Annotated in this window: 18 protein-coding genes; 8 read left to right on the forward strand and 10 right to left on the reverse strand. The window is 59.2% G+C overall.

All coding sequences use genetic code 11. The features are described 5' to 3' along the window. Nucleotides 1-49 precede the first annotated feature (49 nt). Nucleotides 50-1,456, forward strand: a complete 1,407-nt coding sequence (locus VJ651_RS00920) for a PLP-dependent aminotransferase family protein (protein ID WP_324105693.1) — start codon at nt 50-52, stop codon at nt 1,454-1,456. 694 nt (nt 1,457-2,150) lie between these two features. On the opposite strand, the gene VJ651_RS00925 is transcribed toward VJ651_RS00920, so the two are convergent. The 4 genes from VJ651_RS00925 to VJ651_RS00940 form a co-directional block, all read right to left on the reverse strand. Next, nucleotides 2,151-4,007 carry a putative bifunctional diguanylate cyclase/phosphodiesterase gene (locus VJ651_RS00925; RefSeq protein ID WP_324105622.1) on the reverse strand — a complete coding sequence of 619 codons (1,857 nt, stop codon included), beginning with the start codon at nt 4,005-4,007 and terminating at the stop codon, nt 2,151-2,153. Then, entirely contained in the window at nt 3,949-4,590 is a 642-nt protein-coding gene (locus tag VJ651_RS00930; protein WP_324105623.1) for an MEDS domain-containing protein, read from the reverse strand. The genes VJ651_RS00925 and VJ651_RS00930 overlap by 59 nt, the downstream gene beginning before the upstream one ends. 1,000 nt (nt 4,591-5,590) lie before the next feature. Then, the gene (locus tag VJ651_RS00935) at nt 5,591-6,367 is read right to left on the reverse strand and encodes a ferredoxin--NADP reductase (RefSeq protein ID WP_292935825.1); all 777 of its coding nucleotides are present in this window, start codon (nt 6,365-6,367) and stop codon (nt 5,591-5,593) included. Between the two features lie 283 nt (nt 6,368-6,650). Further along, nucleotides 6,651-7,469 carry a dienelactone hydrolase family protein gene (locus VJ651_RS00940; RefSeq protein ID WP_324105624.1) on the reverse strand — a complete coding sequence of 273 codons (819 nt, stop codon included), beginning with the start codon at nt 7,467-7,469 and terminating at the stop codon, nt 6,651-6,653. Nucleotides 7,470-7,569: 100 nt separating this feature from the next. Here VJ651_RS00940 and VJ651_RS00945 point away from each other — a divergent pair, with 100 nt between their 5' ends. The 3 genes from VJ651_RS00945 to VJ651_RS00955 all read left to right on the forward strand — a co-directional run bounded on the left by VJ651_RS00945 (nt 7,570) and on the right by VJ651_RS00955 (nt 10,749). Then, on the forward strand, nt 7,570-8,541 hold the full coding sequence (locus VJ651_RS00945; protein ID WP_324105625.1) for a GlxA family transcriptional regulator: 972 nt from the start codon (nt 7,570-7,572) through the stop codon (nt 8,539-8,541). A gap of 4 nt (nt 8,542-8,545) precedes the next feature. After that, complete coding sequence (locus tag VJ651_RS00950; RefSeq protein ID WP_324105626.1) at nt 8,546-9,334, forward strand: N-acetylmuramoyl-L-alanine amidase; 789 nt, start codon at nt 8,546-8,548, stop codon at nt 9,332-9,334. 296 nt (nt 9,335-9,630) lie between these two features. Continuing rightward, nucleotides 9,631-10,749: a hypothetical protein gene (locus tag VJ651_RS00955; RefSeq protein WP_324105627.1), complete on the forward strand. Its 1,119-nt coding sequence runs from the start codon at nt 9,631-9,633 to the stop codon at nt 10,747-10,749. Nucleotides 10,750-10,817: 68 nt separating this feature from the next. Here the strand turns inward: VJ651_RS00955 and VJ651_RS00960 are convergent, their stop codons facing one another. Beyond that, complete coding sequence (locus VJ651_RS00960) at nt 10,818-11,603, reverse strand: enoyl-CoA hydratase/isomerase family protein (RefSeq protein WP_324105628.1); 786 nt, start codon at nt 11,601-11,603, stop codon at nt 10,818-10,820. 37 nt (nt 11,604-11,640) lie between these two features. After that, nucleotides 11,641-12,564 (reverse strand): DMT family transporter, encoded by a 924-nt coding sequence (locus tag VJ651_RS00965; protein WP_324105629.1) that lies wholly within the window; start codon nt 12,562-12,564, stop codon nt 11,641-11,643. An 87-nt stretch (nt 12,565-12,651) separates the two neighbouring features. Here VJ651_RS00965 and VJ651_RS00970 point away from each other — a divergent pair, with 87 nt between their 5' ends. The 3 genes from VJ651_RS00970 (at nt 12,652) to VJ651_RS00980 (ending at nt 15,698) form a co-directional block, all read left to right on the forward strand. Beyond that, nucleotides 12,652-13,545 (forward strand): LysR family transcriptional regulator, encoded by an 894-nt coding sequence (locus VJ651_RS00970; protein ID WP_324105630.1) that lies wholly within the window; start codon nt 12,652-12,654, stop codon nt 13,543-13,545. 138 nt (nt 13,546-13,683) lie between these two features. Continuing rightward, entirely contained in the window at nt 13,684-14,757 is a 1,074-nt protein-coding gene (locus VJ651_RS00975) for a 3-deoxy-7-phosphoheptulonate synthase (protein ID WP_324105631.1), read from the forward strand. Between the two features lie 17 nt (nt 14,758-14,774). Next, nucleotides 14,775-15,698 (forward strand): delta(1)-pyrroline-2-carboxylate reductase family protein, encoded by a 924-nt coding sequence (locus VJ651_RS00980; RefSeq protein WP_324105632.1) that lies wholly within the window; start codon nt 14,775-14,777, stop codon nt 15,696-15,698. A 115-nt stretch (nt 15,699-15,813) separates the two neighbouring features. Here the strand turns inward: VJ651_RS00980 and VJ651_RS00985 are convergent, their stop codons facing one another. Then, nucleotides 15,814-16,104: a hypothetical protein gene (locus VJ651_RS00985; protein ID WP_324105633.1), complete on the reverse strand. Its 291-nt coding sequence runs from the start codon at nt 16,102-16,104 to the stop codon at nt 15,814-15,816. A gap of 99 nt (nt 16,105-16,203) precedes the next feature. Then, nucleotides 16,204-17,217, reverse strand: coding sequence for an AI-2E family transporter (locus VJ651_RS00990; RefSeq protein ID WP_324105634.1), 1,014 nt, complete (start codon nt 17,215-17,217; stop codon nt 16,204-16,206). Between the two features lie 135 nt (nt 17,218-17,352). On the opposite strand from VJ651_RS00990, the gene VJ651_RS00995 reads away from it, so the two are divergent. Continuing rightward, complete coding sequence (locus VJ651_RS00995; protein WP_324105635.1) at nt 17,353-18,465, forward strand: NADH:flavin oxidoreductase/NADH oxidase; 1,113 nt, start codon at nt 17,353-17,355, stop codon at nt 18,463-18,465. 201 nt (nt 18,466-18,666) lie between these two features. Here the strand turns inward: VJ651_RS00995 and VJ651_RS01000 are convergent, their stop codons facing one another. Both VJ651_RS01000 and VJ651_RS01005 read right to left on the reverse strand, forming a co-directional pair. After that, nucleotides 18,667-20,157, reverse strand: a complete 1,491-nt coding sequence (locus VJ651_RS01000) for a UbiD family decarboxylase (protein WP_324105636.1) — start codon at nt 20,155-20,157, stop codon at nt 18,667-18,669. A gap of 81 nt (nt 20,158-20,238) precedes the next feature. Then, nucleotides 20,239-21,273: an ABC transporter substrate-binding protein gene (locus tag VJ651_RS01005; protein WP_324105637.1), complete on the reverse strand. Its 1,035-nt coding sequence runs from the start codon at nt 21,271-21,273 to the stop codon at nt 20,239-20,241. Between the last annotated feature and the right edge of the window lie 33 nt (nt 21,274-21,306).

Below are 21,306 nucleotides of genomic sequence, written 5' to 3' on the forward strand. Positions count from 1 at the left end.
GGTACGACTTGAAGGACTAAGATTACTGATTTTTGTGTGTACCAAGAATATGGATTCAGATCTGCAGATTCAGCTCGACCGGACAGCGAAACTGCCCTTGTCAGAACAAATTCGTATGAGTATTAGCACGGCAATAGAATCCGGCTTGCTCGCACCTGGCACTCGATTGCCTTCGTGGCAGGACCTGGCTGCGCACCTCGGTGTGGCGCGCGGTACAGTTCAAGCAGCATATGAACGATTATCCGACTCCCAGATGATCGAAACGTTCGGAGCAAAGGGCACACGCGTGGCGCCGCGCCCCCGCGCGGCGGCTCAACCAGAAGTGCCGCGGCCCGGAGCTTTTATGAAAACTTTTCAGGAGATGAACGCCGGGCCAGGGATCTTTCAGCTCGGCATTCCGGCGTTGGAAGGCCTGCCGGAAAAATTTTTCGCGCGCGCGCGCTCTTCCAATTTATTGAAGATAGGATCGTTCGCCTCACCGATCAATCCCGATCCCAGGGGGGAGTTCGAGCTGCGCCGAGAAATTGCAGGCTATCTCTCCATCGCCAGAAACCTCCACTGCTTCCCAGAGCAGGTGTTTATCACTTCGGGATACCGGTCCGGCTTAGGTCTCGCACTGCGAGTGTTAGGTTTGGACGGTAAGAAGGTTTGGATGGAAGAGCCCGGCTTCCATCTTACCCGGAAGGGATTAGAGCTCGCTCGCTTGCGTATTGTTCCGGTACCGGTGGACGCCGAAGGCCTCAACGTAGGCTACGGAATCGAGAACGCTGCGGACGCCGCGTTAGCCGTCGTGACGCCCGGTCAACAAGCTCCCTTGGGCTCGACCCTGTCTTTGAGGCGACGGCTCCAGCTGCTTGAATGGGCAGTCTCGAGCGACGCCTGGATCATCGAAGATGACTACCTCGGCGAGCTACAACTAGAAGGCAGGGCGGCACCTGCCTTGGCGTCTTTGGACGAGGGCAAACGGGTGATCCACATAGGTTCTTTCAGCAAGACTATCAGCCCGGGGCTGCGACTTGGATTTGTTGTGGCGCCAACCGAACTGGCTGCCATGTTCTCCGAGGTAGCCGCGACGCTTGCCCCCGCGCCCTCACCAGTAGCTCAACTGGCCACGGCTCAATTTATGCGTGATGGCCACTACATCCGGCGCATCCGTCGGCTCAAGCGTCTATATTCCGCCCAGCGTGACGCGTTATGCGAGCAGTTACGAATGCGCGACGCAGAGTGGGTAAAGGCCGGCCTGGCAGTACTTCTCAGACTCCCCGACGGCGCGCCCGACGTGCAGATCGTTCGGGAAGCGATCACCTTTGGCCTGGCGCCATCGCCTTTGTCTGCATGGTTCGCGACTCCGTCCTTGGCTTTTCCCGGCCTTTTGCTTGGTGTTGCCACGGCGCCTGAAGCGCACCTCGCTACATCGTGCAGTCGACTGTTCGAGATCATCGATCGATATTGTTAGCCCGGTGTTAGAGCGGTTTTCAAATTAGAGCCTAACCCAGTAGGTTCCTGGAAAGGGAAATTGTGGGATGAATGACGGTCCGTGTCCGTGTTGGATGACGAGGTCCGGCATAGGCAAAGTCAAGCAAGACGACGGCTGGCGTTTGCCGAACAGCTGGAACATGCGGCCTGGGTGGCGATCTGGGTGACTGCTGCTTTCCCGTAAACCGGACATTCGATTCGACACGATGGTGAACACGCGGCTCGTCAGCGTATTGAATCTCGGTCGGCATCAGTTGGTAGGTCGCAAGCAGTTCATCAGACCATTCCAGCTCGAAACAGATACCTTTTGAGTCGTCGCAGTAGTAGGCCCACATGGGCTGACTGTCGGGCCTGCGAGCAGAAGAGAACACCCCCAACTTCTGGTCACCGTGGGACTGCCCGAGCGACTTGTCGGGGATCGTGCTTATGACAGTGATCCGCTCGAAGCAAAGTTCGCTGCCGACGTTATCGAACTGATCGCGCCGCACAGGAAAGGATGCGTCAGGTCGACTATCCAGGATGGCCGCGTGCTGCATCGATACAAGCGTCGATGGAAGATCGCGCGCTTGTTTGCAGGGCTGAACAAATTCCGGCGGGTACTAATCCGCTGGGAATATGAGGCCCTGGAAATAACCATCCCGAAGTTCCCATTTTTATCTAATAAGAGTCGATGGTTAATCAGACCAAGCCCCTACATACGGTCGGCTAATTAATTCCTGCGCTTGCTCGGCCCGAACGGGACGTGATATCAGATATCCCTGAATTTCGTCGCATCCATGCTGATGCAAAAACTTCGCTTGTCCGGCAGTCTCCACCCCTTCGGCTACGACCCTCATCCCCATGCTCTTAGCAAACGCGATGACAGCTAGCGCAACTGCGGCCGCATTTTGCATCGTATCAATTTCATGCACAAACGACTTATCGATCTTCAACTTATCCGCAGGAAGAATACGAAGCGAGCTCAAATTTGAGTAACCTGTACCAAAATCGTCGATGGAAATCGACACACCCAGTTGTTTTAGTTCATGCATTAGCTCAATTACATAGTTCAGATCATGCATGATCGAACTCTCTGTAATCTCAAGCTCTAGCCTCCAGGGGGCAATCCCGGTATCTCGTAGAACCTTCCGAACAATTTCAACGATGTGTCCATCACAGAACTGTTTGACAGAAAGATTGACTGCTACTGCAGCTCCTTCAATTCCTGCTTCTTGCCAAATTCGCACTTGCAGGCAAGCCTGCATGAGCACCCACTCGCCCAACGAAATTATCAACATGGACTCTTCGGCTAACGGAATGAAGTCTGAGGGCTGTATGAGACCTTTTACAGGATGAAGCCAACGGACAAGTGCTTCGGCACCGCAGAACTTGCTCGCGCGTAGGTCCAGCTTTGGCTGGTAATGCACAACGAGGCCGCCGTTTGATATTGCTTTTCTAAGCTCTGCTTCAAGTTGCATACGCTCTATAACTGCAGAGTCACGGCTTTCAGCAAAGAACTGAATACCGGCCTTTCCCGTTGTCTTTGCACGATGCATTGCCGCATTAGCTTGCCTGAGAAGGAGCTCGTGTTCATCACCATCCAGAGGGTAAAAGCAGGCACCGATACTACACGTCACGATAATGTCGTTACCATCAATCGTCATCGGTTCACGCACCGCTGTGAGAATCGCCGTAAGCCTGGCACCACAATAGAACTTGTTTTCCAAGGAGGTAAGAATGATCACGAACTCGTCCGAGCCAATGCGGGCGACGGTATCGTTTTCGCGCACTTGGCTTGAGAGACGGTGGGCTATTTCTTTTAGGATTTCATCTCCGCAGGCGGTGCCTAATCCCGTATTCACATACGTGAAATTATCGAGGTCAAGATAAATTACGGCGACCATACGCTCATTGCGCCGAGCAGAGGCAAGCGCATGTTGCAGTCTATCGATGAGCAAAATTCGATTCGGCAAGTCGGTGAGGCGATCATGGGTCACAAGATATTCCAGCTCTCGCGTCCGCTCTGCAACCCGGACTTCCAACTCATCCCGTGCTTGACGGAGGCTCTCGTTAGCCCGAGCTAACTTTGCCTGATACATGCGTGTCTCTAGGACAATGCCAATCGCGTTACAAATGTTGCTGAAAAAACCAAGATATGGATTTAACAGGGATTCGTCACTAACACGTACAAGCAGGAGTCCGAACGTATTTTTTTCCGTCCTAAGTGGAAAAAAATGTATGGCAGGGCTAGTGGTGACGAAACTGAGCGTTGTTAAATCCTGCAAAGCCTGTTCGTACTTCTTGCAGAGATCTTCCATGTCCGGGTTCGGAGGGACCGTGTGGCCATGAATGTTTACATATACGTCAGCCACACCTGGTACTGTCATCAGCGCTCGACGAGCAAACTCCCCCATACGTTCTTCATTTGGCAGTGCGTCAAGCATCTGCTGAATCACTAGCAATCGTCCAAGAACAGTCGCGTTCGGCGCTTGCTCACCATTGACGTTTGGCGGCAGCATTTCGTTCTGCAAGGAATTGATCTGGCGGGACATAAAATGGATTCCGCATTATCTGTCCACGAACAATCATTAGCGGGTGAACATTAAGAATTTCAAAGATAGTTCCCCCGTCGAATTTCCTCATGTCATACTGGCAGAGAGTCGTTAATGGTACCTCTTTGACGAGATTGTTAACCCGCGCTTCGAGCTCGACCAATCTATCGGACCCGGGAACGCCACGCAGCGACCAAGACGGTTCGCCTGCTACGCGAGATCCTGCATAACCACGAGCATGACCAATTGCATACATATCGCGAAAACGGTCGAGCATCGAGTCGGGATTAAATTGACCGTCGGGGAAATAGGTTGAAGTCGCCGTTGCAAGTTTGAATTGCTCACCCCGATCCGCTACAAGTTCCCTGATTGCCAAATCATCGATGACACGTTCAAGATCCTCCGGGGTAGACACATCAGCGAGATAATCAATCGATTCCCGGTCCGCTATTCCGCTGCTGATAAAGGCGTGCAGGAAGCGCCGCCGCTCCTCGTCATTGTTATACAAATAACAAATATGTATGCCTTCCTGATAATCCTCGTGTGTAAACCCGAGGTGGATGTGGCGTTTGTCCGCTGACATGCTTTTCTACCGTACAAAATGATTCAAACAACAGTAGTAACGACGTGAGTACCTCGCTGCCGGATTTTTGTCGGCCAAGTCCAATATCCAAGCTGCTGGAATAAGCGTTGGCTAGTCCTGTAAACACGTGTTGAAAACAACGGTGGGCATGCCCTCAAATAGTTTCACTGCATTGAGTGTTATCTAAATGTTGCAGACCGCGCCCCCAATGTCGGACAAGGGAAAGGCAAAGAAATTTGACAATAGGTTATTGACCGTAGTTCCGCCGCCCTTGAGCCTTGCGCTTTCGGAAGGTTTTTTCTTTTGACAAGTTCATTCCAAACGCCCTGTATCGCTCCACAAAGCGGCCGCCCACTTCGCATCATGGAAGGGTTGCTCTTGGTGGATGCTGTCTGTCAACTTTTTTTCAAAGAAGGTCCGCTGCTAAGCGCAAAGCTGCCTGTCATTGTTCGACCAAAGATCGATTCAACAAAACGTGGTTCTCCGGGGCGATAAGGTAATGGCAGCGCGGGACCGGTGATCACTGGGTCGCAATGGCGCGGACGCCGCCGGTCGCACCGCATCGGCACGCCTGCTTACTGTATTGAAATTGTGAATCCGAAGTATAGGGAATGGCTGCCGACGACGAATTGGGCTGGACAGCTAGTAGCGACCGTCACATGTAGCGGCGATTTTTCCCAACCTGGGCCAACGCAAAGCATCGATCAATATAGGTACCATCGAGTGATTCGCTTAGGTTTTCAGCACCTATTCGAAAGTTAGTTTTCGACTATATTGAGCGACAAATTCTAGGTTTGGTTAGCCTGCGTTTTAGTTTTCGACTTTTCTCGTCCGATGTACTAAATTGGCGAGCTCGAAACCTGCATGAATACATGGCTCCAGTTTTCGACTTTAATCGCTAGGAACAGCTGGATTGTACCAGCCGGCCTCGTCGTCCAAGGCATCATGTGCATGCCTCGGACGCAGGACTCAGTCACGGCGAATGCCGTGCTCAAAACCCTTATTTCTCGACAAACGCACGCTCAATCACGTAGTCGCCGGGCACGCCTTGCGCCGTCGACATCACGAAGCCGCGCTCATCCAGCAGCTTGCACGTGTCCTGCAGCATGGCCGGGCTGCCGCAAATCATGGCGCGGTCGTGTTCGGGGTCAAGCTGCGGGAGACCGATGTCGCTGGCGAGCTTGCCGCTGGCGATGAGGTCGGTGATCCGGCCCTGGTATTTGAACGGTTCACGCGTGGCGGTCGGATAGTAGATCAGCTGCTCGCGCACCATATCGCCAAGGAATTCGTTTTTCGGCAAGCCCTCGGTGATGTAGTCGGCATAGGCGAATTCGCTCACGACGCGCACGCCGTGCAACAGGATCACCTTCTCGAAACGCGCATAGGTTTCCGGATCCTGAATGATGCTCATGAACGGCGCCAGTCCGGTTCCGGTACCGAACAGATACAGGTTCTTGCCCGGTTTCAGGTCGTCCAGCACCAGCGTGCCGACGGGCTTGCGGCTGACCAGGAGCTCGTCGCCTTCGCGCAGATGCTGCAGGCGCGAGGTCAAAGGACCGTCCTGCACTTTGATGCTGAGGAATTCGAGATGATCCTCGTGATTGGGGCTGGCGATGCTGTAGGCACGCATCAGCGGCTTTCCGTTCACTTGCAGGCCGATCATGACGAAATGGCCGTTATGGAAGCGCAGGGCTTTATCGCGGGTGGTTTTGAAGCTGAACAGCGTGTCATTCCAGTGATGCACGCTCAAGACGCGTTCGGTGTTGAAGTTCGACATAAGACTTTTTCAATGAGTTGTGGTGATTCTGTCAAGACGCGCCGGCACATGCGAGTGCCAGGGCGAGAGGGCGAAGCGACGGACGTCTTGGAGCGATGTCAGTGCAGTGGGAACGTCTCCGATGCGGCGCGGTTCGCCGGTGCCGCTATCGAAGTCGAGCCTGAGCCCATATGCCAGGGAATTATGGCCAGACTGCATGATATCGGAAATCCATGCTAATACGGTAGTGCTTCCGCGTCTGGAGCGGGAAGAACTACCGTTAAAGTTGCTTGATTGGCAAATTCTACACAGCAAGCCTGTGCCTGAAGAACGACAGGATTTCATCGCGCGCCGCGACCGTCGGCTGTCCGGCTTCATCGATCAGGTGCGCGGTGACGACGCTGTGCGGGCATGCCACCACTTTCTCGAAGAAGGGCGGCGTCTCGCGGCTGGCGGCGCTGTCGGGCAGCACGCGCGCGACGAAGCGGTCGCCGAGGGCCTTTGAATAGGCGGCAAAGCGTTGCGCCGTGCAGAAACGGTCGCCCTGGAATCGGTAAGCCATGACGGTCAGGTTGTCGCGCTCCAGGCGCCGCTGCACTTCGATTAGCTCGTCGGGTGCGATCTCGAGGCCGGCGGGATCGTTGAACGGCAGCGATGGCTGCGACAGCACGGGAGCGAGCATCGCCGGCTCCAGCATCATGGTGAGCGCGAAGTTGCCGGTGAAGCACATGCCGATCGCGCCCACGCCGGGGCCGCCGCACTCCTGATGCGCCAGTCTCGCCAACGCTCGCAGCCAGACGGTCACCGGGCTGGATTCATTGGCGGCGAAGGCGCGGAACTCGGCGCTGACGCAAGCCCGCTTGAGCACGGCCATGCCCTCCTCTTCCGACGCCACCGCGCCGTCGCGGCCGAACAGCGAGGGCATGTACACGGTGAATCCTGCGTCCCGAACCCAGCGGCTGAAACGCGCCACGTGCGGGCTGATTCCCGGCATCTCGGTCATGACGATTACTCCCGGTCCGGTACCGGCAACGTGCACCACCTTCGTGATGCCGTCCAGCGTGATTTCGCGGGCGTTGAAATCGTCGAGCGGATCGTCTTGCTGCATGTTTCGTTTCGACATCGGCAAACCTCCTTCTCATTGGTCGATGCGTGCAAGTCTGCCGCGTTGGCCGTAAATGGAAAATGTTCAGTTTCGACATTTTTCATGTCAAAATGGACAAATGAAAACCGTCCTGATACTTGCACTTGATGGCGTCATGGATTCCAGCCTCGCCATCACGCTCGATACCATTCGGGCCGGGCAGTCCTTTCTTTCCGGAACGGGCAAGCGCGGCCAGGTGCGGATTCTTGTCGCCGGTCACAGGAAGTCGGTCCGCACCGGCGCCGGTCTGCAGCTGAAGGCGGACATGAGCTTCCGCGACGCGCTCAAGGAGGCAATCCGGCCGGACTGGATTGTCATTCCCGGACTGGGAATGGTTTCGGATGATGCGATCTCGGCGCGCCTCGCGCAGAAGGATACGGATGCCGCAGTAGAACTGCTGCGCCAGGCGTCGCGCTCGACGCGCATCGGCGCTTCATGCTCGTCGGTATTTCTGCTTGCGCGGACCGGACTTCTTGCCGGTCGCGAGGTCACCACGACATGGTGGCTGGCGCATCTCTTCCGGGCACGGCACCCCGACGTCAGGCTGGACGAAACCAGGATGCTGGTGCGGGATGGCCCGTTCCTGACTGCGGGGTCGGCCTACTCGCAGCTCGACCTGATGCTGGCCATCGTGGCCGACATCATGGGTACGGCCATCGCGCACCTGTGTTCGCGCTACCTGCTGATCGACCAGCGGCCGTCGCAGGCGCGCTATATGGTGCACGCGCATGTGCAACATATCGATCCCACCGTGATCGCCGCGGAGCGCTGGATTGACGCGCATCTCGCCGAGCCGATCAGCATCGCGGCGCTCGCGGCGGAATTGTCGGTTTCGGCCAAGACGCTGGCGCGCCGCGTCGAGGCGGCGACTGGCGTGTCACCCGTCAAATTCGTTCAGCGGCGAAGGCTGCTGCATGCATCGCATCTGATCGAGACGACCTCCATGTCCATCGAGGCGATTGCCGCCAAGGTCGGTTATCAGGATGGAACGGCACTGAGAAAACTGGTGCGGCGCGAGTTTGGTACAACGCCGGCGGCATTGCGTAACTAGAACGATGAAATATCTTCTTTCACTTGTCGCCTTGATCCTGTTGGCCGGTTGCGCGGGCGGTCCGCCGATCGATCACAGCTATTCTTCCGTCTCGCAGGACAGCCGGGTGCGCTATGTGATCCTGCATTACACCGAGGGCGATTTTCCGCGTGCGCTGTCGATCCTGAGCAGGGGCAGCGTCAGCAGCCACTACCTGATCTCGGATCATCCCGCCGCCATCTATCAGCTGGTCGATGAAGGTCGTCGCGCCTATCACGCAGGCTTCAGCGCATGGAACAACGATGCCCAGCTGAATTTCAGTTCGATCGGCGTCGAGCTGGTCAATCCCGGCTATCAGGATACGCCGCAGGGCCGGGTGTTCTTCGCCTATCCACCCGAGCAGATCGCGCTGCTGATCGGCCTGCTCAAACAGATCGTCGCGCGGCACCACATCACGCCGGATCACATCCTCGGCCATAACGAAATCGCGCCGCAGCGCAAGTCCGACCCCGGCCCGATGTTTCCGTGGCAGCAGCTCGCGCAAGCCGGCCTGATCCGCTGGCCCGATGCCGCGCAGGTCGCGCAACGCCGCCAGGCATTCGAGCAGCAATTGCCCGACATCGGCTGGTTTCAAAACAAGCTGGTGCTGCATGGCTATGTTCTTCCCTGCAGCAATCAGTTGGATGAAGCGACGCGGCAGATCCTGGTCGCTTTCCAGATGAAGTATCGCCCTGCCCGCTTCGACGGCATGCCGGATGCAGAGACGGCTGCGCTACTCGACGTACTGACTTCGACCGTACCCGTCACTCCTTGAGCGTCGGCCGTCAACGATGACGGCAATATCGATACGCTGCACATTCAACACGCATTCTCTGTCGGTACATCACGTCCTTTGATGGCACGCAAAAGCGCAGCGACTTGGGATAGAGCCGAGCGCTTACCTGAGCAAAGATGAAGGCACCGATGACGATCGGACGCGGGCGTGCCGCATGGATGATTCGGAATCCGGATGCGGCATCGCCCTTCCTCGAACTGACCTGGACAATTACGCGCCTGAGCTCGTCGCGGCAAGGCTTCGTCGCGGGAGTGCGGTCGGCATGGAGACGAACAATGCATGCAAAAAAATGTATTCCGCTTTTGCTCCTTACATCGGTACTTCTGGCCGCCTGCGGTGGTGGCGGGGATACGGGCAAGACTGCCGCCGCCGCGCCGGCCACAGGCAGTACCGCGCCGAACAATGAAAGCAGCAGCACGCCGACTGCGGCCGCGAGCGCTACCGCCGCACCCGCGCCCACGCCTGCGCCGGCCATCGAGAAGCCGGCCGATCCGCCGGCGACCGTCACGCCACCGCCGAGCAATCCGGTGCCTGTCAAACCGGTCGTGGCCGACCAGCCGCTCAAGGGCAGCCTGGAGATCGTCGCCAACCAGATCCTGTACATCAGAACCAACCGGGTGATCTATCTTCCCGTCACGCTCGACGAATTCGAGAGCGACAGAGGGATCGTCGACATGGCGGCCGGCAGCAGCACAGACCACCTTGACATCAACGCGGCTGCGGCCGGATGCAATCCGGCGATCGACGGCGTGTGCGGCGTCCAGCCGACCGCTGCTGCGCCTGCAGCGCCGATTGCGGCGTTCGGCATCCGGATAGGCAAGTTTGTTCTGCCGGCGACAGCGGGGCAGTCGGTGGGAAATCAAACTGCGGTGGGGCGAATCGCGATCGATCTTACCGAGCGTAACGACTCGCCCGGCATTGGCACGAATGGCGTCGCCGAGGTGATGCGTTTCGTGATCGACAAGGTCGAAATGGTAGCCAGCCCGAGCGGTGAACTGGTCTCGGTGAAATTGCAGGACGGCGCGCAAATCCATGTGTACGGACGCAGCGCGTCCGGTGCGGAAGTCCGGGGGGATATCGCTGCGCCGGCCGGTACGGTGCGGCTGCTGCCAATGTCGCAGGTACCCGACAATCACGGCGATACCACCAGCGTTTTCCTGCTGCTGGATCTGGAAGCCGGATTCTCCCAGGCCGGGCAGAAGCTGAGCATATTGGAAAACATCGCAGGCCATTTTTCAATGAAACTCACGCTGTCGACCGTGCAGAAGATGGTGCGCGCCGGCGGCGGCCCGGATGCGGACCTGGTGGGCCAGGCCATCAAGGTCAATGACGAGCCGCCTGTCAGCGGCGCCGGCATCACTGGCAATGCATGGATACGCATGTATCCATTCTGATCGATACATCGTCGGTGACCGCAAGACATGTTGCGATGGCGTGCTGCCTTGCGGTTCGAATTCGCCGCCTACCGGCCGGTGTAGCGCGGGCGCGTCTTTTCGATAAAGGCACTCGTTCCGATGCGGAAGTCATCCGACGACGCGACGAGCCCGAAGAAATCGGCGCCAAGCTCGGCCGATTCTTCGAGCGTCATGTTGAGCCCCCTGTGCAAGGCTTCCCAGGTCAGCCTGACCGCGGTCGGCGACTGGTCGAGGATGTCGCGGACAATGACTTTCGTTTCCTCCAACAATCGGCTGGCGTCGGCGATGCCTTGCACCAGTCCGAATTTCAGCGCGTCCTCGGCATCCACGGCGCGGCCGCGCAGCAGCATTTCCGCAGCGCGCCCCTTGCCGACCAGGCGCGGAAGGCGGGTCGTGCCGCCGAAACCGGCGACCGCGCCGATGCGCACTTCGGGGTGGCCGAGCATGGCGTGGCTCGCCGCGATGCGGATCATGCAGGACTCGGCCAGTTCCAGGCCACCGCCATAGGTGGTGCCATTGAGCGCGGCGACCACGACCTTGCCAAGGTTTTCGATCTTGTTGGTGATCCGCACAGCAAGGCGAGCGAAGTCCCGCACCGCCAGCGGCGTGGCCTCGCTCAGGTACTTGATATCCGCGCCGGCGGAAAATGCCGTCGTGCCCGCGCCCGTCAGGATCAGGGCGCGCACGGCGTCATTCGTTCGTGCTGCATCGAGCATGTCCGACAGACGCTGCAAGACATCGATGTTGAGCGCATTGAGCGCGTGGGGCCGGTTGAATGTGATGACCGCGATGCCATTGTCTTCCTCGTAGAGGACGGGTGGGTTTGTCTGCATTTGCATTTCTCCATTGATTGCGGGCCTGACCGTCCGCTCAGCGGTACGCCTGCGCTTGCGCAAGCGCGGGCACGGCAGGGATGGCTTTGAATCTGCCGGATGAGACCAGCACACCGGCGATCACCAGCGCAGCGCCGCACAACTGCGCCAGGGAAATCGATTGACCGAGCAGCAAGCCGATCAGGGCGGTGAAGATCGGCACCAGGTTGATAAACACGGCGACCGATGCCGCGCCGATTTTCTGCACCGCCTGGTTCCACCACAGATAGGCCAGCACCGAACCGAACAGGCCCATGAAGACGATGGCGGCTGCCATCGGCAGCGCGGGCGGCTGCAGGAAATCGGGTGTCGTCGCGGCGGCACACACCGCCATGAGTGCGGCGCCGCCGGTGATCGTGCTGCCGGTTACCTGCATCGTCGACAGGCCATGGACGAAGCGCTTCGGAATGACCGAGTAGATCGCCCAGCCCAGGCTGCCGAGCAACACCAGCAGGTCACCGGCCGAGAACGACATGGCTTGAAGCACATGCCAGGATCCCTTGCTAACGACAACACTCACACCGATCAGGCCGAGCAGCAGGCCGGCCGCTTGACGCATCGTCACCGATTCACGGTTGATCAGGGCCGACAGCACGACCGTCAGCGCCGGATTGAAGGCCATGATCAGCGCGCCGTTGACCGCCGAGGTCAGGCGCAAGCCGTAGAAAAGGCTGACATTGAAACCGAACACGCCGACCGCGGACATGACGGCCAGCGCCAGCGCATTGCGCCGCACGGCGGGCAGCGACCAGCCTTCGCGCAGCGCGACCAGCGGCAGCAGCACGGCCGCTGCGACGATAAAGCGCCAGGCACCGACCGCGACCGGCGACATGAGCGCAACTGCGTACTTGCCGACATGGAAAACCGCCGCCCAAAAGAGCGTGGTCAGCACCAGCTTCAGGTAGATCCAGGAATGATTCATGACGATTGCCTCCGAACTGACATGGGGCTAGTATAGGTTTCCACTTTTGGAATATGTTTTGTTAATTTGGAAAACGATTTTCCGAAAATGAAAAATGTCGCGTTTGACTGGAATGACCTGAAATTCTTTCTGGCGGTTGCCCGCCACGGCGGACTGAGCGCTGCCGGGCTCGCGCTCGGTACCAGCGCGTCTACCGTGTCGCGCCATATCGTGGCACTGGAGGAACGCTTCGGCGCGAGCCTGTTTCTGCGCCAGCAAACCGGTTACCTGTTGACCGACGATGGCGCCGCGTTGCTGAAACATATCGAGCTGGTGGAACAGGCGATGATGGCAGCCGAACGCAATGGCCGTTCGTCGGCACAGCAGGAGCTGTCGGGGCAGGTGCGCCTAGCCACCACGGAAATGCTGGCCTTCCACCTGATCGTGCCGCAGCTGCACCGCTTCCGCACGCGTTATCCGAAGCTGCAAATCGAACTCAATATCGCCCTGACGCGCGCCAACCTGTCGCGGCGTGAGGCCGACCTGGCGCTGCGCATCGTCGCGCCAGACCCGGATGACGGCGCCGGAGATTACATAGCGAGTCGTGTCGGCAAGATGGACTTCGGCATGTATGGCGCGGCCGGATCGCTGCCGGCCGACGCGAACGTCGCTGCATGGCAAACGCTCAACTATGTGTCGTGGGACGATTCCTGGGCCGATCTTCCGATGGCGAAATGGATGAAGACGACGTTTCGCGACAAGCCGCCGGCGCTGGCCTGCAACAGCTTGCAGGCGCAGTACGCGGCGGTGCGGTCGGGGCTCGGCGTCGGCATGCTGCCGTGCTTCATCGGCGATGGCGATCCGGCCATCCAGCGGCTTGGCGGCATCCAGCCATCGCTGTCGCGCGACCTGTGGCTGGTCTATCACCGCGACCTGAAAGGCAGCCAGCGCGTCATCGCGATGCGCGATTTCATCGTCGAGCTGATCAACGAGCGCCTTTAAATTCTCCGCAAGGTGGAACGGGCCGTAGCGCCAATGTGGTTCATGCGCATGCAATAAGCGATAAACTGTCGTCTTTTCGCGCACGCCGCTTGCCGGATGGACGCGACGCAACGATTCCATTCTGACCACAATCCGATCATGACCACCTTCAATGTAGAAAACGTCAACGTCACTTCCTTCGACTCGATGCCGACGCCGGAAGAGCTGCACGCCCGCCTGCCCCTGACCGACGCCGCCGGCACGGTCGTCACGCAGGGTCGCGAAGCGCTGCGCAATATCCTGGATCGCAAGGATCCGCGCATGTTCGTCGTCGTCGGCCCCTGCTCCATCCATGACCCGGTCGCGGGACTGGACTATGCGCGCCGCCTGAAGAAGCTGCAGGAGGAAGTGAAGGACACCATGCTGCTGGTGATGCGCGTGTATTTCGAGAAGCCGCGCACGACGACCGGCTGGAAGGGTTACATCAATGATCCGGACATGGACGACTCCTTCCACATCGAGCGCGGCATGGCCAATGCGCGCCAGTTCCTGCTCGACGTGTGCGAACTCGGCCTGCCGACCGCGACCGAAGCGCTCGACCCGATCTCGCCGCAATACCTGGGCGACCTGATCGCCTGGACCGCGATCGGCGCGCGCACCACCGAATCGCAGACCCACCGCGAAATGGCGTCCGGCCTGTCCACGCCGGTCGGCTTCAAGAACGGCACCGACGGCGACATCGGCATCGCGATCAACGCGATCCTGTCGGCGTCGCACCCGCACTCCTTCCTGGGCATGAACGCGCAGGGGCGCACGGCGATCGTGCGCACGGCCGGCAACCGCTACGGCCACGTGGTGCTGCGCGGCGGCGACGGCCGGCCGAATTACGATACGGTGTCGGTGGCGATGGCGGAGCAGGCGCTGGCAAAGGCCAAGCTGCCGGCCAATATCGTGGTCGACTGCTCGCATGCGAACAGCTTCAAGAATCCGGATCTGCAACCGCTGGTGATGAACGATGTGGTGAACCAGATTCGCCTTGGCAGCAAGTCGCTGGTGGGCGTGATGATCGAATCGAACATCGTCGGCGGCAAGCAATCGATTCCGGAAGACTTGTCGCAACTGAAGTACGGCTGCTCGGTGACCGACGGCTGCGTCGGCTGGGACACCACGGAAAAAATGATTCGCGAGGCGGACCAGGCATTGCGCGGCGTGCTCGAGCAGCGCTTGCGTTGAACACGGAGCACGTCGCCATGCGAGTCCTGGACAGTCTGCAAACCGCGCAAGCGCTCCCCTACGGGAAACTGGTGCCGGCCATCGCCGAGGCCGCGCGGCAACTCGGCAATGGCGAGATCCATGCGCCCGAGCGCCAGGTGGTGAAGATCGATGCATCCAGCGTGTTGCTGTGCATGCCGGCCATCGCGCGGGATATCAGCGCCACCAAGCTGATCACCGTGCACGGCGACAATGCGCAGCATGGCTTGCCGGCGATTCAGGGCGAAGTGGTCGTGTTCGACACGGCGACCGGCCGCCGGCTGGCGCTGCTCGACGGACCGACCGTCACCGCGCGGCGCACCGCGGCAGTCAGCTTGCTCGGCATCGAAAAACTCGCGCCGAAAAAACCGGCGTCCGCGCTGCTGATCGGCACCGGCGTGCAAGCAGTGGCCCATGCGGATGCGCTGATCGACTATTTCGGCATTTCGCATTTCCGCATCGCGAGCAGGACAGCAGCAGCGGCACAGGCATTCTGCGACGCGCTGTGGATGCGCCATGCCGAGATCGCGGCAACTCCAGTGACGATTGCGGAACTGGATGCGCATTGCGAGGATGTCGATCTGATCATTGCGCTGACCACGGCCAAGTCGCCGGTGATTCCGTCCCGGCTGCGGCCGGATACCTTGGCGCTGGGTGTCGGTGCGTTCAAGCCGGAGATGGCGGAGTTCCCGGCCGACTTGCTGCATGCACGCGCCATCGTGGTCGATCATCTGGCCGGCGCGCAGCATGAAGCCGGCGATTTGATTCGCGCCAATATCGACTGGAAGCTGGTGCGCGATCTTCCCGACGTGCTCGCGCATGGCATGCCGCGCACGGAGATCGCGCCCGTGTTGAAGACGGTCGGCCATGCAGCATGGGATCTTGCGGCAGCGCGTGTTGCGCTGGCATCGATCGGCGGCTAGCGGACGTTCGCTGCAACCCCTGTTTCTTCAGACCTCATGGATTGGTCTGCCAGCCCCGGTGACTTCGGAGCATGCGGATCGGGAAAGCCGGCGAGCAACTCGCCGGCCTCCTGATTCAAGGATTGTTTCGTTGTGCAATACGCTTTTCGCGCTCCTTGTCCGGCGACGGAATCGCAATCGGATCGCTGGCGGGAAACGTCATGTCCACAGCGTCATCCAGCATCTCCTGTTCTCTTTCTTCCGGATCGTCCGAGCAGGTTTTCCGTTCGGTCACGTCCTTCGCGGACGCATCCTGTGGAGAAACGTCCTTCGGCGTCACCGATTTCGAATTGTTGCCGTGCGAAGATGTCGGCTCCTGCGATTGCCTCTTCTCATCTTCCTCGGAACTTCTCTTGAGATTCGACATATCATTTCTCCAGTTAAATTGCGTGAGCGGACGCAAGAGCCCGCTCTCATGCGATAACCGGGAATGCCGAAAGTTTCCTGCCTGTTCAAAACTCCGCGGTCAAACCAGCCCCTGATCGGTCAGTTCCTTTTTCAGGTAGGCGTAGTAGACCGGCGCAGCCACCACGCCGGCCAGGCCGAACATCGCTTCCATCGCCAGCATGGCGGTCAGCAACTCCCAGGCGCGGGCGTTGATGTGCGAGCCGATGATTTTTGCATTCAGAAAATATTCGAGCTTGTGGATGACGATCAGGAAGGCAAGCGAGGCAAGGGCAATCGCCAGCGAATGCGACATGCTGACGATCACGATGACCGAGTTGGAAATCAGATTGCCGGCCACCGGCAGCAGGCCGGCGACGAAGGTGATCGCGATCATGCTCTTGGTCAAGGGCAGGTGGATACCGGCCAGCGGCAGCACCAGCAGCAGATAGACGGCGGTAAAGACGGCATTGATGGCGGCGATGCGGACCTGCGCGAACACGATGCGACGGAAGGCGTCGTGCAGATTGACCACGCGCGCATGCAGGGCGGCGGCAAGCGGCTTGAACTGCGGTGTCGTGGTGGTGTCGTATAACGCCGCCATGGCGCCGATGATCATGCCGATCAGGAGGTGCGCCACGGTGCGCCCGGCCTGCTGACCGATGGTTTGCGCCTGCACCGCATGCGCGCGCAGCCAGTTGGTGATGGCTTCGCGGATCGCCTCGGCATTGGCGGGGATGTGTTCCTTGAGCCAGGCCGGCATCTGCCCGCGCGAGGCTTCCACGATGTCGGCCAGCCGCTGCAACAGCACCTGCAGGTTGCCGACGTCGCTCTGGAAGAACAGAATCGCGCCCCACACCGCCAGCGACAGCAGCAGGACGATCAGGGTGCCGAGGATGGCGACGGCGATCATGCGCGCGCGCTGGTCGCTGATGTTCTTGCCCAGCACGGGCGTAAGCAGGTGCACCAGCGAGTACACCAGCAAGCCGGCAAACAGCGAGGCCAGCAAACCTTTCATCAGCACAATGAACAGCGCGAGTGCCGCCAGCACGTAGGAAGCAATAGTGGTTAAATTGAGCTTGTTGTGATCCGGCATGGTCGTTTTTCGTTTTCCGTAATGATGTAGCTTAGATCAATGGGGCCCTTGCAGTATGTGGTCGCCGTGATGCGATGCGATCCACGCCGGTCCGAAAGCACGTTCCTTCCACCGACTTGAACAAGACAAACCTCAATGACATCGCTATTCTCCCCCATTTTCCTCGGAAAGCTTTCATTAAAGAACCGGATTGCCATCGCGCCGATGTGTCAGTATTCGGCCGACCAGGGCAGCGCGACGCCTTGGCATCTGATGCACCTCGGGCAGCTTGCGCTGTCCGGCGCCGGGCTGCTGATCATCGAAGCGACCGCGGTCGAGCCGGAAGGACGCATTTCGCCGCAGGACCTCGGCTTGTGGAACGACGCCAACGAGCAAGCGCTGGACGGCGTATTGCGCGCGATCCGCAAGCATTCATCGATGCCAATCGCGATCCAGCTCGCACATGCCGGACGCAAGGCATCGACCGCCGTACCGTGGGAAGGCGGACAGTCGATCGCTTCGCACGCAGGCGGCTGGAAAACCTCCGCGCCCTCCGCCCTGCCCTTCGCCGACCACGACGAAACGCCGATCGCGCTCGACGCCGAGGGCCTGCAGCGCATCCGCAATGCGTTCGCGCAAGCGGCGCGGCGCGCCGACCGCCTCGGCATCGATGCGATCGAGGTGCATGGTGCGCATGGTTACCTGCTGCATCAGTTCATGTCGCCGCTATCCAACCGGCGCGAAGACGAATATGGCGGATCGCTGGAAAACCGGTTGCGCTTTCCGCTGGAAATCTTCGACATCGTGCGCGCCAACTTCTCCGCCGACAAGCCGGTCGGCATCCGCGTATCGGCGACGGACTGGGTCGAGGGCGGCTGGGATCTGGAGCAGACGGTGGTCCTGGCGCAGGAGCTGAAAAAGCGCCGCTGCGATTTCATCGACGTCTCCAGCGGAGGACTGTCACCGCTGCAAAAGATCGCGCTCGGGCCAGGCTACCAGGTGCCGTTTGCGGAGCGCATCAGGACGGACACCGGCGTGCCGACGATCGCGGTCGGCCTGATCACGGAAGCGGAACAGGCCGACGAGATCATTGCATCCGGCCGCGCCGACATGGTGGCATTGGCGCGCGGCATGCTCTACGATCCGCGCTGGCCATGGCACGCAGCGGCCAGGCTGGGGGCGCAGATCGATGCGCCGCCGCAGTACTGGCGCTCGCAGCCGCGCGAGGCGAAGGATTTGTTCCGCGCCTCGACGCTCGGGAAGCACTAGAGGAGTTTCATCCTGAGTATCTATAGCCTCCCGCTGCTGCCGCTCAGGTTTGCGCCTGTGCGGCAGCAGCGTTCGCACTTCATGACAAGTCAGGCCCAAACTGCTCTAGCAACGCAAACTGGCCGCGTACCGTCCCGTTCTTCGACTAACCGAGCCCGGTTATCCGGCAGAACCGTTTGTTCATTTCGCTTCTTTCTTGCATTACAGATCTCCCAACCCGTATTCCTGCCACCTTGCCTTGACCTTGGCTTCGTCTTGTTCCGCCGGCCGTACCGTCGGTGGGAATCTTTCATTGTTCCATTCCGGCTGACGTTTAAATTTCCAGTTGCGCGTCATGTCGAACAACACGCGGTTCCATAATCCCGAGCCAAGTTGCTCGATGTTGCGGTCGTGCAGCGGCGTGCTGGGATCGATCGGTGAGCCGAACGTGCCCGGGAAGACCACAATGCCGTCTTCCAGCGCGTTCATCCGGTAGGCCATCGCCCAATCCAGTTGTTCATACGACGAAATGTCGATGTCTTCTTCGGCGACGAACACGTGCTTATACCGGTATTGCGCGGCGCTGGAACCCCACAGCGCCGCAGCAATCTGTTTCGGCTGACCCTGGTATTGCTTTTTGATCTGGACACAAATGTTGGTTCCATTTGTGATCGGATGGATGAACACGTCGGTGATGCCAGGGATGCCGGCGTTTTTCAATATGTTCCACGCGATCGCGGCGCGTTGCACCGAACACATCACGCTGTTCTCGCTAAAGGAGCCGGGAAGCGTGCCTTCCAAGGTGCCTTGGAAGATCGGCTTGTTGCGGTAGGTGATGCAAGTAATGCGCATCGATGGCCGTGGCGTCGGCAGGTCCGAGACGTAGCCGGTGAATTCTCCGAACGGGCCTTCCGATTCCAGCCGGTCCGGGGCGTCGGAGATGAAACCTTCGATAATGATTTCGGCGTTCGCCGGTACTTCGAGGTCCACCGTTTCGCATTTGACCAGTTGCACCGGTTCGCCGCGGTATGCGCCCAGCACGTCCCACTCGCAGACGCCCTGCGGCAGCGGTGAGCCGGACAGGAACGGCAGGATTGGGTCGCCCCCGATAACGCACGCAACCGGCATTTCTTCGCCACGCTCGGCGTATTTGGTGAAGTGTTGTCCCCAGTGCTGGCCACCCTTGATCAACAGCATCGGCGTCGTGTCTTTTTTGCCTATCATGCCGCGGTACATGCCGACGTTCATGACACCGGTGTCCGGGTCTCTTGTCACAACATGCGAGAACGTGTGGATGTAGCGGCCGCCGTCGCGCGCGCCCCAACGCGGCACCGGGAAAATCGTCTGGTCGATCTTGTCGCCCTTGACAATGTTTTCCTTCACAGGTCCCGTCTCTACCAGTACCGGCTTGATCCGCTCCTGGTTCTTTTGCATTACGTATCGCACCATTTCCGGATTAGTAACGTCCGGCGCCAGACCCAGAGCCAGCGCCAGGCGCTTTCTCGTGCCGTACGACCCTGTAAATACTTGCGTAGCCGGGCCGTCCAGGTAGTCCGTGATCGATTCGAACAACAAGGCCGGGCCTTTCTTTTCCAGCACACGACGCGTCACCGCTCCCAACTCGCAGTCCCAATGCACTTGCGCGCCGATGCGCCTGATTTCCTTCGCCTCTTCCAGTTGCGCAATCCAGTCACGCAAATCCATTGCTGCCATATTAGGTGTCTCCCGAAAAGGGTTGTTCAATGCACGCTACCCGCCATCTCGATCCCGCTCCACCGGCGATCGCGCGTCATGTCACTTCATTGGCGTGTAAGGTCCGAGCACCTTCAGCGCGTTCTCGACATAACTATTGTCCACCACCTGCTCGACGCTGGCCTTGCCCTCGATATAGCCTTGTTCCGCAAAAAAGTCGTAGTCCTTCTTAAGACCTTCGACGTTCACCTTGCCATTCGGGTTTACGCCGTTGGGCGTGGTATTGCGGTAGACCGCCGGATCCTTGACGTTGGTGTTCTTGATCAGTATGTTCACCACTTCGTTGGCGGTCGGGCCGGCCAGCTTGCCAGCCTTCATCGCGTCGTTGTAGAACCGTACCGCCTTGAGGTATGCGATCATGAATTTCATTGCCAAATCCGGTTTGCCCTTGATGAAGTCCATACTGTAGACCACCACGGCGACCTGCTGATTCGGGTAGGCGCTGTCGTCCGAAATTTTGACTGCCGAGCCGTTTTCGATCGCCTGCGTCGCGGACGGTTCGGTGGTGACCGCCGCATCGACCGAACCGTTCCCCAGCGCCAGAACTTGCTGCGGATAGCTCATGTAGACATGGTCGACGCTCTTGTAGCTGAGGCCGGCCTGCTTGAGGGCCTCGTTCAGCTTGGAACCAGGAGAGCCGCCCTTCGAGGACTCCGCCACCTTCAATCCCTTGAAGTCTTTGAAGCCTTTGACCTTGCCGCTGTCGACCAGCGCCTTGCGCACCAGGATCGGTATGTAATCGTAACTTGCCGGGGTCGATCCTTTGTCGGCGACCACCTTGATGTTGATGCCGCGTCCAACCGCATTGAACAAGCCGGCCGACGACGCCGCGGCACCAACATCGATCTGCCCGGCCCCCAGCGGCGCAATCATTTTCGGTCCGCCGTCGAACACGAAGTACTTCGGAACGATGCCCTGCTCCTTGAAAAATCCTTTCGCCTCTGCGATGTAGAACAGCCCGTCAGAGACCACATTGTTGGTTCCAATTCTTACCTCGGTAAGCTCCTGTGTGTGTCCGACTGCCGCCAGCAGCGCCAGAGACGCGCCTATCAGAATATCCTTCGTAAGCTTCGCCATGTTCATCATTCGTCTCCTCAAAACGTTTTATAT

The organism is Noviherbaspirillum sp. (assembly GCF_035254865.1).
GTDB lineage: Bacteria > Pseudomonadota > Gammaproteobacteria > Burkholderiales > Burkholderiaceae_D > Noviherbaspirillum.